The organism is Pollutibacter soli, assembly GCA_029269725.1.
In the GTDB taxonomy this organism is placed as follows: domain Bacteria; phylum Bacteroidota; class Bacteroidia; order Chitinophagales; family Chitinophagaceae; genus Pollutibacter; species Pollutibacter soli.
The window spans coordinates 138978-156202 of sequence record JARJHS010000002.1; the positions used below are offsets into that span (position 1 = coordinate 138978).

The 17225-nt window shown below is 42.0% G+C and carries 14 protein-coding genes; 11 read left to right on the top strand and 3 right to left on the bottom strand.

Translation table 11 applies throughout. From position 1 onward, the window contains the following. Positions 1-411: 411 nt before the first annotated feature. On the bottom strand, positions 412-1488 hold the full coding sequence (locus P2W82_RS05250; protein ID WP_336514800.1) for an SMP-30/gluconolactonase/LRE family protein: 1077 nt from the start codon (positions 1486-1488) through the stop codon (positions 412-414). Positions 1489-1971: 483 nt separating this feature from the next. On the opposite strand from P2W82_RS05250, the gene P2W82_RS05255 reads away from it, so the two are divergent. From P2W82_RS05255 to P2W82_RS05270, 4 genes are all read left to right on the top strand, one after another. After that, positions 1972-3303, top strand: a complete 1332-nt coding sequence (locus P2W82_RS05255; protein ID WP_336514801.1) for a sigma-54-dependent transcriptional regulator — start codon at positions 1972-1974, stop codon at positions 3301-3303. A gap of 442 nt (positions 3304-3745) precedes the next feature. Beyond that, positions 3746-4072, top strand: a complete 327-nt coding sequence (locus P2W82_RS05260; RefSeq protein ID WP_336514802.1) for a hypothetical protein — start codon at positions 3746-3748, stop codon at positions 4070-4072. Next, on the top strand, positions 4053-4298 hold the full coding sequence (locus tag P2W82_RS05265) for a hypothetical protein (protein ID WP_336514803.1): 246 nt from the start codon (positions 4053-4055) through the stop codon (positions 4296-4298). The genes P2W82_RS05260 and P2W82_RS05265 overlap by 20 nt, the downstream gene beginning before the upstream one ends. Positions 4299-4408: 110 nt before the next feature. Next, positions 4409-5191, top strand: coding sequence for a polysaccharide deacetylase family protein (locus P2W82_RS05270; protein WP_336514804.1), 783 nt, complete (start codon positions 4409-4411; stop codon positions 5189-5191). A gap of 141 nt (positions 5192-5332) precedes the next feature. Here P2W82_RS05270 and P2W82_RS05275 read toward each other — a convergent pair whose 3' ends face one another. Next, positions 5333-7855 carry a family 20 glycosylhydrolase gene (locus P2W82_RS05275; RefSeq protein ID WP_336514805.1) on the bottom strand — a complete coding sequence of 841 codons (2523 nt, stop codon included), beginning with the start codon at positions 7853-7855 and terminating at the stop codon, positions 5333-5335. A 325-nt stretch (positions 7856-8180) separates the two neighbouring features. On the opposite strand from P2W82_RS05275, the gene kdpF reads away from it, so the two are divergent. From kdpF to P2W82_RS05305, 7 genes are read left to right on the top strand one after another with little or no spacing between them, the layout of a single operon-like run. Further along, positions 8181-8258, top strand: a complete 78-nt coding sequence (gene kdpF, locus P2W82_RS24775; RefSeq protein ID WP_419555711.1) for a K(+)-transporting ATPase subunit F — start codon at positions 8181-8183, stop codon at positions 8256-8258. 3 nt (positions 8259-8261) lie between these two features. After that, the gene (gene kdpA, locus P2W82_RS05280; protein WP_336514806.1) at positions 8262-9980 is read left to right on the top strand and encodes a potassium-transporting ATPase subunit KdpA; all 1719 of its coding nucleotides are present in this window, start codon (positions 8262-8264) and stop codon (positions 9978-9980) included. A 6-nt stretch (positions 9981-9986) separates the two neighbouring features. After that, the gene (gene kdpB / locus P2W82_RS05285) at positions 9987-12029 is read left to right on the top strand and encodes a potassium-transporting ATPase subunit KdpB (RefSeq protein ID WP_336514807.1); all 2043 of its coding nucleotides are present in this window, start codon (positions 9987-9989) and stop codon (positions 12027-12029) included. Positions 12030-12039: 10 nt separating this feature from the next. Next, positions 12040-12594 (top strand): potassium-transporting ATPase subunit KdpC, encoded by a 555-nt coding sequence (gene kdpC, locus P2W82_RS05290; protein WP_336514808.1) that lies wholly within the window; start codon positions 12040-12042, stop codon positions 12592-12594. Positions 12595-12599: 5 nt separating this feature from the next. Next, positions 12600-13676, top strand: coding sequence for a porin (locus P2W82_RS05295; RefSeq protein ID WP_336514809.1), 1077 nt, complete (start codon positions 12600-12602; stop codon positions 13674-13676). Then, complete coding sequence (locus tag P2W82_RS05300) at positions 13676-14803, top strand: sensor protein KdpD (RefSeq protein WP_336514810.1); 1128 nt, start codon at positions 13676-13678, stop codon at positions 14801-14803. Before P2W82_RS05295 ends, P2W82_RS05300 begins: the two co-directional genes overlap by 1 nt. A 4-nt stretch (positions 14804-14807) precedes the next feature. Further along, a complete protein-coding gene (locus P2W82_RS05305) occupies positions 14808-16499 on the top strand; it encodes a sensor histidine kinase (protein ID WP_336514811.1) in 1692 nt (563 codons plus the stop codon). A 164-nt stretch (positions 16500-16663) separates the two neighbouring features. Here the strand turns inward: P2W82_RS05305 and P2W82_RS05310 are convergent, their stop codons facing one another. Further along, complete coding sequence (locus tag P2W82_RS05310; RefSeq protein ID WP_336515432.1) at positions 16664-17053, bottom strand: GxxExxY protein; 390 nt, start codon at positions 17051-17053, stop codon at positions 16664-16666. Positions 17054-17225: the final 172 nt, after the last annotated feature.

A 17225-nucleotide genomic window follows, 5' to 3' on the forward strand; every position in this document is an offset into this window, starting at 1 on the left:
ACTTCGTTCGTCGAGAGTACGTGTCGGCGGTTTACTGCTGCACACCTCAGGAGAAGAAACAGAATACCGGAGTAGAAGCAGGAAGAAATTAAAAGGTCGCAGAAAATGCGGGCTTTTTTATGAAAAAAAGTGATACAGAAAAAGTGAACAGAGACAGGGTGAAATTAAGTGCTCTGCAGTGCTAATAAATTTTACATTCTGACGGCTTTTTACTTCGGCATTCATAACCCAGGAATGAATTTCCTCCATTCTCCCTTCCAAATTATCAGGGCGAAAGAATCGGGTTTAAAAAGATTGCAATCTTTAAAACGTATAAAAAGACGGGCACTGATTTCAATGCCCGTCGAAGTAATTAATGCTTCAGATAACTTTCAATAACGTTGGAACCAATCCGATATAGTATCAGATAAACTATTTAAGCTCCAACTTTCTGATTTTAAAATTACCCTGGTCCACAATAAGTACTGCGCCATTTTTATCGACAGCCAGACCCATTGGTCTTTTCAACCTTGCTGAGTCAGTATGACCATCGATAGCGCCCGGGCCGTTAACTCCGATTATTGTAGTTACTTTACCCGATGGAGTAATCTTCCTGATGCTATGTGTACTATACATGGCTACGTAAATATTTCCCGATGCGTCGCAGGTCATTCCGGTGATTCCCATAAAACGCGCTGCTGTACCCTGTCCGTCTTCTGTACCGAACGCGTCGGTTCCTGCAAAAGCAGTCACATTGCCATTCAGGTCGCGCTTTTTTATCATCTGGTTTTTCGCAGACGAATAATAGATATTTCCCGAAGGATCAATCGCAATACAGGTAATGTAAATCAGGCTGGCTGTACTGCCGGATGAAAAGCCCGTGTTATCAATTAAAGGCAAAGTGGTTACCACGCCGGATGGTGTAATCTTTCTCAAAATCTGATTCTGGTTCAGATCATAATCAGGTAGAATAAGATTTTCATCTTTATCCAGTGCGATGTGATAAATCTGACGAAAACCTGCGTTAGTTCCAATGCCATCCTTATATTCATAGGTTCCTGTGCCTGCGAAATACACATCGCTTGCATCTGAATTAATCTTTCGTATCATAGGGCCTTCCACATCATATATAATTCCCTGCTTATTCACTACTATGCCATCAATAAGGCCGAATGCCTGGTTACCACCAGAGCCTTTACCTGCAAATGTTGTAACCTGGCCATTTGAGATTTTCCTGATGCTTTGATTATCGCCAACATAAATATTTCCTGCGGCATCTGCCGTTATAACCTCCATTATTCCGAACGCAGCAGATTGGGCCGGCCCGTTCAAATTTCCCTGCATTCCAACTCCTGCAACGGTAGACGCGTACCATGATCTCGGATCAGGTACTTCTGGTTGCGGCTCTGGTTCTGGATTTGGATCTGATGGTTTACTACAACTGATAATATGCAGAGAAAGAAAAATAATAACAGCAACAGATGCCGTTCTTAGGTAAGGAGTCATCATTGTTTGTGGTGTTTACAGAAAGGTTTGCTGAAAATTAATGTATAACAACGAATTCAGATCAGTGATATTTTATCCGGTGAAAATTTGAAGAACTATAACGCTAAATTAATCGTATGGTCGAATTAAAAAAATAGAAATTAAGACGAAATCAAATTTTCCCTATATGTACTAACTCTTTATGATAACTGTTTTACATTTTTTTTCAATCACAAAAATCAAATTGAAGGGCAGCTTCAGTTGTATTTGTTCTGAGAGGATTCTCATAAAACCAAACACTTTGAAACAAAAAAAACGTTGGCGTATTGTAGTCAGTCTTTTTCCATTGTTGACAGTTGCGCAGCATATGACCATTAAAGAATAAAAAAAGAATCATTTGATTTGACCGGTTGAAAACAAACCTAATTTCAAACCAATTTAGAAACATACTCTTAGGTAAAATGCTTCATTTTTATTCAAATCATCCTGTTCTCCTAGCTTTGCTCCATGCCAACTTCCATTCTCCTTATTGATGATGAAGCCCCGATCCGCAACATGCTCGGCCGACTGATCGGATTGGAAGGCTTTGAGGTCAAACACGCAGATAGTTTGCAGGATGCGCGAAAACAATTGAAATTATGGGAACCTGATATTGTTCTCTGTGATGTACGCTTGCCCGATGGGAGCGGAGTTGATTTCGTGAACGAAATAAAATCGATCTATCCTTCTGCTGAAGTGATTTTGCTGACGGCGTATGGTAATCTGCCAGATGGAATTACTGCCATTAAAAACGGAGCGTTTGATTATATACTTAAAGGCGATGATAATAATCGCATCATTCCACTCCTGCATCGTGCTGTTGAAAAACGCGCACTTGCCAATAGGGTACTCCAGCTGGAGAAACAGGTTGGACTAAAATATTCATTCGAGGCCATTATTGGTAAGTCGGAAAAACTATTGAGAGCGATAGAGCTTGCAAAGAAGGTAGCACCCACTGATACGACCGTATTGTTACTTGGAGAAACGGGAACGGGTAAGGAAGTTTTTGCCCAGGCGATTCACAATGCCAGTGTAAGAAGCAAACAAAATTTTGTTGCTGTGAATTGCGCTGCATTCAGTAAAGAGCTTTTGGAAAATGAACTGTTTGGTCATAAGGCCGGGAGTTATACCGGTGCTGCAAAAGATCAGAAAGGATTATTTGAGGAAGCGACTAAAGGAACATTGTTTCTCGATGAAATCGGTGAAATGCAGGCTGATCTGCAATCCAAATTGTTGCGTGTTCTGGAAACCGGAGAATTTCTTAGGATTGGCGATACGCGTCCGACGAAAGTTGATGTGAGAATAATTGCCGCAACACATCGACATCTCCGGGAAGAAATTGATGCAGGTCGCTTCCGTGCAGATTTGTTTTACAGGCTTTCTGTATTTCAGATTGACATTCCACCATTACGTGAAAGGATAGACGATATATCACTTCTCATAAACTTTTTCGCCGACCAGTTTTCGAATAAGATCGGGAAAAAAGTTTCATCGATAGATCCTGAATTTATAAAGGCGCTTCAGAAATACAAATGGCGCGGAAATATCCGTGAATTGAAAAATCTCATGGAGCGTGCAGTTATATTGTCCGAAAACGGAGTTATTTCAAAAAACGATCTACCTGGTGAATTTAAAACCGATCTCGCGGATGTATATTCCTTCGAACTCCAGGCTGCTGAAAAAATTCATATTGCCAAAGTACTTGCGCATACCCAGGGTAATAAATCGGAGGCTGCCAGGCTGTTGAACATCGGTCTTACGACTTTGTACCGGAAGATGGAGGAGTATCATTTGAAGTGAAAGGACGGGCAAAAAAGAATGTGGAAGCATGCAAAAAGTGAAGACCGAAGTGACCCGCAAGCTTTCGACTTACAGATAATCGAATCACCGAAATCACAAATTAATGTACATTCCCGCTGGCGAATAACAGCAAGTGAATTGAATCCATTGATCGACTGAGTTATGACTGGCCAATCGACCATTATTCCAAATATTACAATGCGTTATCCATGTTTGGCATATTGAAGGTGTTGATATCGCATTTATGATCGTCGTCAATTCGCCCGGAAGTAATGCTGCGTGTTATGCGCAGTTAAAACAGGCATCATGGTATGCGTTTACCTTAACTGACCTTGTGTTCCCAAAATTCCTGTTTGTCGTTGGAAACGCAATGAGTTTTACAATAAAATAGTATTACAAAGTTGACAAGCGATCTTTTCTTATTAAATTCTTTAAGCGCACTTTGGTCATTTACCTTATCGGACTATTTCTGAATGCTTATCCATTTTTTCATTTTGTCAATGGAAATTACGAGTGGCTATATTTCACGGCGATTCGTTTCGTTGGCGTATTGGGAAGGATCGCGATTTGTTATGGTGTGATGTCGCTGATAATATATTATTCAGCGCCTGTCACAGCATACATGATTGCAATACTTGCCTATTGGGGTATTCTTTATTTTTTTGGCGATCACCCCGATCCTTATAGTCTGACTGGTACTGCTGTTTCAAAACTTGATCTGCTCATACCGGGAGCTAAATATATCTGGCATGGGGGGAGTTCCATTTGATCCTGAAGTGTTGTTGAGCACCCTACCTGCCTTGGCAAACGTTGCAGCGGGGTACTTTGCTCGCGATTCTTTTCTTTCTCATCGAAATCGCAAAACTGAAATGGGATTGAAATTCTTCGAAGTGTTTGGTCGGAATCCACTCGTATTGTATATACTCTCCTACCTGATCATTAAATTGCTATTCTATGTTCAGGTGGATGGTGAACGAGCGAGATTGGATATATAAGTCAATTTTTCTGTCATATACAGATCCCGCAAATACATCAATACTTTTTTCACTTTCAATTATGATGATCGTTTGGATCATCGGATATTTCATGGATAAGAAAAAGCTATATGTTTAAGTTTAGAATCACTATCACAAGCATTTGTTTACTGACCGTCTCATATGTATCAATCCCTCAACAGAAAAGTATACAGGAAAGATTGGGTTATCCGAAGGAAACAAAGTTGTTGATTATACATGCAGATGATATGGGTGTTTCGCACTCAGAAAACATGGCTACTATCCATACGATGGAAAGAGGTGTAGTTAGTTCTGCGAGTATAACGGTTCCATGTCCAGGGTTTCCGGAAGCTGCTGAGTATGCGAAGTCACATCCGGAAGCAGATCTTGGTTTACATCGCACACTCACCAGTGAATGGAAGAATTACATGTGGGGTCCCGTTGCATCATCAGATCAGGTTCGCAGTCTGATCGATGACCATGGATATTTCTATAACAAGACAGGTGATGTAATGAAAAACGGTAAGGCAGTGGAAGTCGAAAAAGAGTTACGCGCGCAGATAGAGCGGGTGATAAGGTTTGGGATTAATCCCACACACTTTGATTCACATATGGCGAGTGGAGTTTCAACACCGGAGATTTTAAAAGTATACATCAAACTTGGACGCGAATTCAAGGTGCCGATTCTTTTGTCCAGGGAAGTGGGGAAACTCTTCAATATCAACTTAGAAGATTACACTAACGAAAAAGATATCTTCATTGAAAAATTCGTCATGGCAACCTACGAGACTTACCGGTTGGAAATGGAAAATTTTTATACGGAGCAAATAAAAGCCATGACCCCCGGTCTCACCGTTATATTCTACATGCTGCCTACAACGATGCAGAGATGAAGGCCATTACTTTCGGCCACAGCGATTACGGTGCTAACTTGCGTAAGGACGACGTTGATTTATTTACCAGTGAGAAATGCAAAAAGTTGCTCACAGACGAAAAAATTAAACTGATTACGTGGAAAGAGATCAGGGATAAACTCATTTATTGACGACCACAACGGCGCCCGCACGCCCTGATGTACTAAATGCACGTAACTGAACCCTTCCTTTTTTCGGTATTGAACCTGTCACCCGAGGACTTGTGGCAACAGGCGTTGTGCCATCTGTTGAATATCGAACGATTATGCCCGGTAGCTCGTTGTTGACAAAGATTGTTTCCTCCCTGATATCGAATGAAGGCGTTGGTAGTCTGTAAATGTAGCCTCCATTGTAATGATCAAGTCGCGGCAATTCTCTTTTTCCGACGCGGTTTGCAAATGAAGACCAGTCAATGTTAAACGCTAGTTCCCGCCTGGCACCAATCACTTTCGTCCACGAGGGTTCGGGTGCCCAGGCTCTTTCCGCGAGAGCAAGCAATCGTGGCAATACCTGGTATTCCATATAACCCTCATAGGTCATATTCTCTGCCCATAGTGCGCCCTGTATTCCGCGAATATTTTTCCTGCCAGCTTCGGTCAATCGCTGTTTGTGCTTATAACTTTCAAGATTTATCAGCTTCAGCGCAAAGTCAATTGGAGAGCTGTTGTAAATATCAAAAGGATCAAAGGAAAACGTCTTTTGTAATCCAAGATAGCCGATCCATGCATCCCCGGGTTCGTCGAATGACGGCGACTGTGCAAGATCAAAATAAAAATAATCGAATGGCGCGAGCACTACACCATAGCCCGAATTGGCGATAGGATAGATCATATCCTGATTGCCTAAGACAGGCCACCAGGCATCAAACTGAAGACTGTCATCGCGATATACTTTGTTGTCGATCACCTTGCGGTCTGATCCCTCGGCCTGTGGATGTTCGATAATCATTTCTTCCCATCCGGTTATTTTGAGGCCTCGTTTTTTGAGCAGACCTGTTGTCTTCACAAAAAAATCGGCATAAAGATCTTTTGGTGTTTTTATTGAAGGATTATTCTTTTTGTAAACATCAATCGCTGGTGATTTCTCCCACGCTCCGGCCGCTACTTCATCACCGCCCATATGTACGGCAGTCAGCGGCGCTCCGGCTTCCGCATACATCTTCTGAAGCTCTTCCAACACTTTGTCGATAAAGGCAAACACTGCGGGAGACGCAACATTCATAGCATTGTCATTGAAATATTGCGCGCTTGTATACTTCGATTCATCATTCAGGTCGTGAAGAAGATACTGTTCTGCTTCAGCCCTCTTACCATCTTTCATGAAACGATTATATCTAACCTCCATGGATCTGATGGCGGCACGTGCGTGACCTGGCGATTCGATCTCAGGAATCACTTCGATATGACGCTGCGTGGCATATTTGAGGATCTCAATAAAATCGGATCTTGAATAATAACCTGTACCGAAATGGTTGGCCTCCCCCGGTCCCGATCCATAGGATGGCTGAAGTCTTTTATTCGATTCAAAAGGGAAACCGCGCACTGCCCCTACTTCTGTAAGTTCCGGCAAACCTGGTATCTCCAGTCGCCATCCTTCGTCATCATTGAAGTGAAAATGAAATGTATTCATCTTATATAATGACATCACTTCGAGTAGACGAAGAATATTGGTCTTCGATTCGAAATTGCGTGATACGTCGAGCATAAACTCACGTACGGGAAAGCGAGGCCGATCAACTATCTCTACATTCCTGACAGCTATTGATCTATTATGAGTTTTCCAGGAGTCGATCGGGAAAAGCTGCTTCAATGATTGAATCGCATAGAAGGCACCAGCAGCATCTGCAGCGGTGATCGTTATTGTATCAGATGTTACGGAAAGTGTATAACTTTCTGAAGGCCCGTTTTTTTTCCGCAGACAGATGTAATTGATTTTTTTTCCTGTTGTGTCGAGCTTATAACCGGTGACTTTTTCAATTTCATCAATAAAGTAATTGTGTTCATTTTTAAAGTCTTCACTGTATTGCAGACCTGTTTCCTTACTGATGATAAACTCCCCTGTTCCAACGGTATATTTGATTGGAGTAGGAAGAATTTTTATCAACTCTTCATCAGTCATGTCCTTTGTTGTAGCATTGGCTGCATAATTGTTACCATCCCGGGTCGTAATCAATTTTTCTCCGTTAGTATCTCGTTTAACCGAGGGTTTAGTGAGTTCGATAGCAAGGTCTGGCTTGTCGTTGTTTACCCAAAAGAATCCGGAAGGTACATCCTGGAAGTTGGCAACCTTACGTGCACCTGTAAACTCTAAACGAAATGATTGCCCGGGGCCCACTGGAGGAAAATTTGCCGCTGGCGAGATAGTAAAGAGTTCGCCATTGACATGATGGATTTCAACCTCATCCTTCCCTGATGCAAGTTTGGTACCGTGATAGCGAAGACTGAAATATATCTTCCATCCCTGTGATGGCATGGTTACTTCAGATTTATTTTTGAATGTAAGTACAGAGAGAAAATTTCCCTTGTCGTCGAAATCGTTTTTAATAAGTTCCCACTCAATAGCAAGTTTCGAGGCATCAAATGATTTTTTGTTGCCGCAGGCCAGGGCAAATAAGACCAACAAAATCAGGATCGATGTTTTCATTTCTAAAGTAAGTTTTTCGCGTAGTAGTGCCATCGCCAATACTACCTAAAAAATAATCTATTTTGCTTTATTATGATTCTGCCGGCTTTTCAAAATGAAAATCTCTTTTCCAAAATGGAAGACTTTTCTTAGTTTCAGATCAGCCCTGTTTTCTGCAAAACCGCCACAGTAGCGGGTTTCATCATTCCAGTTCTTGCCGGCATGGCGTTTGGAATTCCGTATCAAAAAATACTATGGAAATAGTTCTGCTGCTCTTAACTGCTCTCGCAGCCTTCTTCATTTTTTTCAAATCCATCGACTATCTCGAAAAAATCTGATCGCTATGATGACAGTACTTCTCATACTCTGCATACTGGTATTCATCTACCTGATATACGTCCTGATTCATCCGGAAAAATTTTAACTCATGAACGAACAAATCACCGGAATCATCCTGATCTTTTTATCAGCTATTCTTCTGGCTTATCCGCTGGGTAAATATTTCGCCGGAGTGTTTAGCGGAACGGGGATCTCTTCGATTATGCTTCCGCTGGAGGGATTGATCTATAAAATTTCAGGTATCGATCCTGCAAAGGAAATGGACTGGAAATCATTTCTGAAAGCCATGCTCACCATCAATATGCTCTGGTTTATTTACGCATTTTTTATGCTGATTTTCCAGGGATATCTTCCCTTCAATCCCGATGGAAATGCAGGACAGTCACCGGATCTCGCTTTCAATACCGCCATCAGTTTTCTGGTCAACTGCGATCTGCAGCACTACTCCGGAGAATCGGGCGTCACTTATCTTACCCAGATTTTTGTACTCTGCTTTCTGCAGTTTGTCAGTGCAGCAACAGGCATTGCTGCTCTGGTTGCTGTATTTAAAGCCCTGAAGGAAAAAACAACATCCACCCTCGGAAATTTCTGGGTCTTGTTTACACGGGCAATCACTCGCATACTGCTACCCATTTCAATAATAACAGCAATACTGCTTGCATATAACGGAACGCCATCAGGCTTCGAAGGAAAGGATACCATCACCACCTTGCAGGGCGATTCGGTTTCTGTTTCGCGCGGTCCGGTCGCTGCAATGGTTGCGATTAAACACCTGGGAACTAACGGAGGTGGCTGGTTTGGTACCAACTCTGCGCATCCTTTTGAGAATCCGAATTATTTCACCGCGGCTATTGAACTGATTGCTCAAATGATCATCCCGATCGCGATGATTTTTGCTTTGGGATTTTATCTCGGAAAACGAAAACTTTCAATGGTCATCTTTGGTGTAATGACGACAGGCTTGTTGTTGCTACTCATTCCCACTATAGTATCTGAACTGAATGGAAATCCAGCCATTGAAAAACTCGGAATTGCGCAGCCCTCAGGAGCGATGGAAGGAAAAGAAGTCCGTTTCGGCTCAGGACTATCCGCTTACTGGAGTATCGTAACTACTATCATTTCCACCGGGTCGGTCAACTCAATGCACGATAGTTCAATGCCGCTCTCGGGGCTGATGCAACTACTGGGCATGATGGTGAATGCATTTTATGGAGGCTGCGGTGTTGGTATTCTTAACTATTTTATCTACATCATCATCGCTGTTTTTATTTCAGGCCTGATGGTAGGACGAACTCCGGAATTTATGGGACATAAGGTCGAGGCACGTGAAATAAAAATTGTTGCACTTGTCACACTGCTTTCCTCAATTCTCATTAAAGGATTTACTGCATATGCGGCATTTCTTGTCACCCATGATCCGGATAACGGATGGGTAGTGCCACCCTCACTATGGCTGAACAACCCCGGTGCTCATGGCTTCACTGAAATACTATATGAATTCACCTCAGCCAACGCCAACAACGGAAGTGGTTTTGAAGGATTGGGCGACAACAATTTTTTCTGGAACATTACTACCGGAATTTCGTTGTTGCTGGGAAGATTTCTGCCCATCATCGCGCCTGTGGCCATAGCTGGATTGCTTGCGAAAAAGAAATACATACCTGAGTCGCCAGGTACATTGAGAGTTGATTCCGTCACATTCGGGGCAATGACGTTCGGCATTATCCTCATAATTAACGCCCTGTCATTTTTTCCTGCACTGGCGCTGGGTCCGCTCACAGAGTATTTCTCTCTCGATCTAAAATGATCTTCTATGAAATCAAATCAAACACGCATTTTTAATAAATCCCACTTGAAATGGGCGATGAAACAGTCGCTGGTAAAACTGAACCCCGCGACGATGATGCGGAACCCCGTGATGTTTACTGTGCAGATCGGTACGCTGATCATGTTTTTTGTTGTGGTGTATACGTTTTTAAGTGATCACCACGACCAGGGGTCTGTCTGGTATAATCTATCTGTCTTTCTTATTCTTTTTGCCACACTTCTTTTTGCCAATTTTGCTGAGGCCATCGCCGAAGCAAGAGGTAAAGCGCAGGCGGATACGTTGCGCAAAACAAGAAAAGATACAACCGCTAAGAAAGTAGTTGCGATTGGCGAAATATATGCTGATGAGATAAAAGAAATGCCATCATCGTTATTGCAAATAGGCGACCGCTTTATTTGTGTGGCAGGAGATATCATCCCGATGGACGGCGAAATTATCAAAGGGATTGCCACCATCGATGAGTCGGCCATCACGGGTGAATCTGCACCTGTGATCCGCGAATCAGGTGGCGACAAGTCCTCGGTCACTGGCGGAACGAAAGTACTATCCGATAGAATTGTTGTACAGGTTACTACGGAACCTGGTCAGACTTTTCTGGATAAAATGATTGCACTCGTTGAAGGAGCGAACCGCCAGAAAACGCCTAATGAAATTGCGCTCACCATTTTGCTTGCGGCATTTACACTATTGTTCCTCATTGTTTGTGTGACGCTGAAGCCTTTCGCCGACTATGCCCAAACACCAATTACAATTGCGGCATTTATTTCACTTTTTGTATGTCTTATACCAACAACTATTGGCGGACTTTTATCAGCCATAGGTATTGCGGGAATGGATCGTGCATTGCGGGCAAACATTATCGCTAAAAGCGGTAAAGCAGTTGAAACGGCCGGTGATGTGGACGTGTTACTGCTGGATAAAACAGGCACGATCACCATAGGTAACAGGAAAGCAACAAAGTTTCATCCTGCTCCTGGCGTAAGTATAAGTACCCTGGTAAACGCAGCAGCATTGAGTTCTGTTGCTGATGACACACCGGAAGGAAAATCAATCATTGAACTTTCGGGGATTAGTCTTTCTGCAACCGAATTGAAAGATCCTGTCTTCATTTCTTTTACTGCACAAACCAGGACAAGCGGCATAGATATCGATGGAAAACGTATCCGCAAAGGAGCATTCGATACTATCTGTAAACTCGCACAGCATGCAGGTAATACTGTTCCGGATCAGACAAAAAAAGAAGTAGAAGAAATTGCTACCAACGGAGGAACGCCCCTGCTTGTTTCTGAAAATGAAAAGATCATAGGTGTAGTTGAAATGCAGGACATCATTAAACCCGGTATCCGCGAACGCTTTCAACGCCTGCACAGGATGGGCGTAAAAACGGTTATGGTCACTGGAGATAATCCACTCACGGCAAAGTACATTGCAAATGCAGCGGGTGTAGATGACTTTATTGCAGAAGCAAAGCCAGAGGATAAAATGAACTATATCCGTCGGGAACAGGCGGAAGGAAAGCTGGTAGCGATGATGGGTGATGGCACCAACGACGCCCCTGCGCTTGCACAGGCAGATGTAGGCGTTGCTATGAACAGCGGTACACAGGCAGCAAAAGAGGCTGGCAATATGGTTGATCTGGATAACGACCCGACCAAGCTGATTGAAATAGTCGAAATCGGAAAGCAGCTACTCATTACAAGAGGAACACTCACTACCTTTAGTATTGCCAACGATGTTGCAAAATACTTCGCGATTGTGCCTGCACTCTTTATTTCATCTATTCCCGCACTGCAGGCATTAAATATCATGAAGCTGGAAAGTCCCGCTTCTGCAATTCTTTCAGCAGTGATATTTAATGCTATCATCATTCCACTGCTGATACCGCTTGCACTAAAAGGAGTTCAATACAAGCCTATAGGAGCAAGTGCACTGCTCAGAAGAAACCTGCTTCTTTTTGGAATGGGCGGAGTAATAGTGCCGTTCATCGGAATTAAGCTCATTGACATGCTGTTATCAGTCATTATGTAAAAAAACAATCATGAAAAGAAATCTCTTCATATCACTCAGGCTTACGCTCGTAATGCTTGTATTGCTCGCAGTTATATATCCTTTGATCATTGCTGCAGCAGGATATTTCACTTCAAATAAAGGAAACGGGAAACAGGTAATTGTCAACGGTAAAGTAGTTGGATATGAATTAATCGGACAGCGTTTTACTGATGATAAATATTTCCAGGGTCGTCCATCTGCGGTGGATTATCATGCTGATGGTAGTGCAGGAAGTAATAAGGGCCCATCAAATCCAGACTATCTGAAAACCGTATCCGAAAGAATTGACAGTTTTATAGTTCACAACAAAACGATTGAAAGAAAAGATATTCCTGCAGAACTGGTTACAGCCAGCGGGAGCGGGCTTGATCCGCATATCTCACCGTCATCAGCATTTGTACAAGTCCCAAGAATAGCTTCAGTAAGAAATCTCTCCGAAGAAAAACTCAAACAACTGATCCAGGCGCATACTGAACACGGGTTACTATCTCCAGAAAAAATAAATGTGTTGCAATTAAATATTGCTCTTGATGATCTGAAATAATAACGATGAAAAAGATCCCGGTTTTAATCCTGTTTTGTTCTTTTAATGTTGAAATCATCGCTCAGGAAAATCAAAAACCCGTATTCAAATGGAATGTCTATACCGAATTGTATTACTTATATGATTTCAATACACCAGAAAATCACAAAAGACCAGATTTTTTGTACAGTCATGACCGAAGTAATGAATTCAATATCAACCTCGGCTATATTAAGGGAAGTGTGAGTGACGAAAGATACAGGGCCAATCTTGCCTTTGCAGCCGGTACTTATGTGAATGCCAATTATAGCAATGAACCAGGTGTATTGAAAAATGTTTTCGAAGCAAACGCGGGACTCAAGCTGTCAAAAAAGAACAACATCTGGTTTGACATCGGCATTATGCCATCGCATATCGGTTTTGAATCAGCGATCAGCAAAGATTGCTGGGCATTGAGCAGAAGTATTCTCGCAGAAAATTCACCTTACTATGAAACCGGCGCAAAGATTACCTATTCATCAGTGAATGATCGTTGGGTATTGAGTGGGCTTGTGCTGAATGGCTGGCAAAGAATCACCCGGCCAGATGGATTTAATCGACCTTCATTTGGTACCCAGGTGATGTATAAACCCGCTTCTTCTGTATTAATCAACCATAGCACATTCTTCGGAACTAATCATCCCGATAGTACGAAACAGTACAGGATATTTCAGAATCTGTATTCAGTAATCAATCTGAATGAATACTGGGGGCTGACGATTGGCTTTGATTATGGCATTGAGCGAAACCCAATGCCTGATAAAAACTGGAATCAATGGTATGCTCCTGTGATCATTGCGAGATACAAACCAAATGCAAACTGGGCGACAGCTGCAAGAGCGGAATATTATAACGATGTGAAAGGAGTAATTGTACCGGTTAGTTCAACGGGCGCATTTGCAACTGCCGGCTTTTCATTGAATGTAGATTATTTACCTTTTGTATGGATGTCGATGCGATTAGAGGCAAGATGGCTCCAGGCAGAGGATCCCATTTTTACCAGGGATAACAAACCGGTTAATAACAACACCGCTCTATTATTCTCAACAGCAGTATCTTTTTAATGATCTCGGATATCAACATAGAAAAAGGTGACGAGGACCGAATGAGTAATACGGCCACAGGCAGACTGAAAATTTATATCGGGATGAGTGCCGGTGTTGGCAAGTCATACCGGATGTTGCAGGAGGCACAGGCATTGAGTAAAGAGGGCGTAAATATACTGGTAGGTTTTATAGAGACACACGGAAGGAAGGAGACCGAGGCGTTAATTGAAGGATTGCGTGTAGTTCCGCGTCGGGAAGTTTTTTACAAAGGCAAAAGGCTTGAAGAACTGGATGTTGCTGCCGTGATACTATTACAACCGGCCGTTGTGGTTATTGATGAGCTCGCTCACAGCAATATACCCGGAAGCAAAAATGAAAAGCGCTGGCAGGATGTAATGGATATTCTACATGCTGGTATCGATGTGATCACGGCAGTAAATATTCAACATATTGAAAGCATCAATGAAGATGTAAAACTGATTACCGGTGTTGAAGTGAAAGAAAGAGTACCGGACCGGATCTTGCAGATGGCGAACGAAGTAGTGAATATTGATCTTACTGCTGAAGAATTGATTAAAAGAGTGAAGGAGGGGAAGATTTATGATCAATCCAAAATTCAGCAGGCGCTGACCAATTTTTTCCAACCGGAAAAAATTCTCCAGCTACGCGAATTGGCTTTAAAAGAAGTTGCCGGCCAGGTAGAGCGAAAAGTGGACTATGAGATCACGACAAAAAAACTCAGTTTCCGCCACGAACATCTGCTCGCCTGTATATCGTCAAATCACGAAGTTGCACAAAGAATCATCAGGAAAACCGCCAGGCTTGCATCCTATTACAACAGTACCTGGTATGTGCTGTATGTACAAAGACAATCAGAATCTTTCAGTCGTATATCTCTTGCTTCACAAAGGCACCTGATCAATAATTTTAAAAATGCTACCCAACTTGGTGCAGAAGTAATCCAGATCAAAATGGATAATATTGCAGAAGGCATTATGGAGGTGGTGAAGCAAAAAGAAATTACGACTATCTGCATGGGCAAGCCGAGGTTTAATTTTTTGAAGTACATTCTGAAAACGGGTGTATTTTATCCTTTGCTGAAAAATTTATCAGAGGAAGATGTAGACATTGTAATTCTTTCCTGAACGCATGACAACAGTTAAAACTAAAATAAGAGCTGGTACAATATTCCTGTTTCTTCTACTTCTGGTATCAGGCGGTGTAGGTATTTATTACCTGGTTAAGCTGAAGAAAGATGCGAAAGCTATTCTTGCCAACAACTATGAATCCATTGATTATTGTCAGCAGCTACTTGCGGCGTTTGATAGTAGTGTCGTTTCACAGGCGGAGACAAAGTCAGTTATAATCAGTATTCTTGAAAAGCAAAAGAGAAACATAACGGAGCCTGGAGAAGATGAATTAACTGCGGGACTGGAAAATGCTGTGAAGAACCTTTTTCAGGGGGATAGTTCTGAAACACTGCGAAAATCAATAAGACATCAGCTCCTCGATCTGATCAGGCTCAATATGTCTGCCATTGAAACAAAGAATAGAAAAGCAGAAGCTACGGCAGAAACAGCATTAACTTATCTCACGGTTATTGCAACGATCATCTTTATCATAGCCATTACGTTCGCTTACAATTTTCCTTTCATTATCACTAACCCGATCAGGAAGTTAACGGAAGCCATTCAGCAGATCGAACAAAAAAATTACAGGCATCGTTTGCATATTGATCAGCATGATGAATTCGGGAAAATGGCAGATGCGTATAATTCAATGGCTGCGCGGCTTGAGTATTTTGAAAACAGCAATCTTAACAGGATACTGTTTGAGAAAAGCCGTGCAGAAGCTGTGATCAATAGTCTGAAAGACGCGAGTATCGGAATTGATAAAAAAGAACAGATACTTTTTGCCAATGAACAGGCTTTGGCTTTACTTGGCCTGGCTTCAGAAGATATCGTAGGCCATTCTGTAAACGAGCTTAAAAGCAGGAATGATCTGTTCAGGTTCCTGATCGATGATAAAAAGCAGTCTCCCTTCAAAATTGTGGTGAGTAACAGGGAGAACTATTTTACAAAAGAGATCATCGATATTCAACAGAAAGACGGGCAGGGAAACAGGATGATCATTATAAAAAACATTACTTCATTTAAGGAACTGGATGTCGCGAAAACGAATTTTATTGCTACTATTTCGCATGAGTTAAAAACTCCGCTGGCATCATCTGATTTTGGTTTGAAGCTTTTAGAAGATACGCGCGTAGGGCAACTTACAGGAGAGCAACAGCAAATTGTAAAACATCTCAAAGAGGATAACCAGCGTATGCTTCGTATTTTAAGCGAGATGCTGAATATATCACAGGTAGAAGCGGGGCGGATCGATATGCGTATCGAACCCACAAAAGTACAGGATGCTATTGCTGAAGCAGTTCAGACGGTAGAAAAACCGGCAGAAGAAAAACAAATAACACTCGAAGTAGATGTAGATGAAAATATTCCGGTTTTCCAGGCAGATAAACAGAAACTGGTTTGGGTACTCAACAATCTTTTGACTAATGCAATTAAATTTTCACCGGAAAAAACTACGGTGACTATTTCAGCACAGCAGGCTGATGGTGCATTAAATGTGTCCGTGGCAGACCAGGGGCCTGGTATTGAATCCCAGTATCACGATTACATTTTTACAAAATATTTCCGTGTGCCGGGTAGTAAAAGTTCAGGCAATGGTTTGGGGTTATCGATTTCAAAAGATGTTATTGAAGCGATGAAAGGAAATATTTCTGTGGAAAGTGAACAGGGTAAAGGATCCACTTTTACAATTAACCTGCCTCTTTCTTAGGCTGTGAGTTTTTTTCCGTTCTTTCCCGGCCGTCGCTGCGCTATGTCGGGCAGGCGTTATTCCTGTATTATCGTCTACTTTTATTAACTAAGAAGGTCGCTGATCTGAGTATCAGGTAGACGGGAAGGCCAAGGGCGGGAAGCAGGAAACGGGAATAATACAACTCATTTCATACAAAATCTTCGAATTCCTGACTTGATATAAACTGAGTTGAAATTGATTAGAAATCCGACATGCAATCCAGTCATTTTTAAATGACTCAAGACTTGTGCCTCCCAGAGCGGATTAACTTGTTTTAAAGCCTTTAATTCGCATGCGATTTTATTCTCAACAAGTATGTCAAGCCTTAAAGTCTCAAAAAGTTTTTTCCCTTTGTAAACTATAGGAACTTGATACTGTCTTATAAAATTCAATCCTTCCGCGAAAAGCTCTTCACAAAAGCAGGTCTCATAAACTTGTTCTAAAAATCCAGGACCCACATATTTGTGAACCTGGCAGGCAGAATCCACAACTTGTTTGGAGATTGCCTCTTCATCCGGTGTTAGAATATATATGAGCTAAATTTCGAAACTTAACTTGATTAAATTAAGATCAATTCTACCGATAGAGAGGAGATTTTTCTCCTGATTATCCGTGATTTTCTCCGACAGATAATTTGTGATTTAAATTTTAATTGTATCGAATCCGGAAAGTTTAGAACAGTAGAATATAGGAAAAGACATTCCG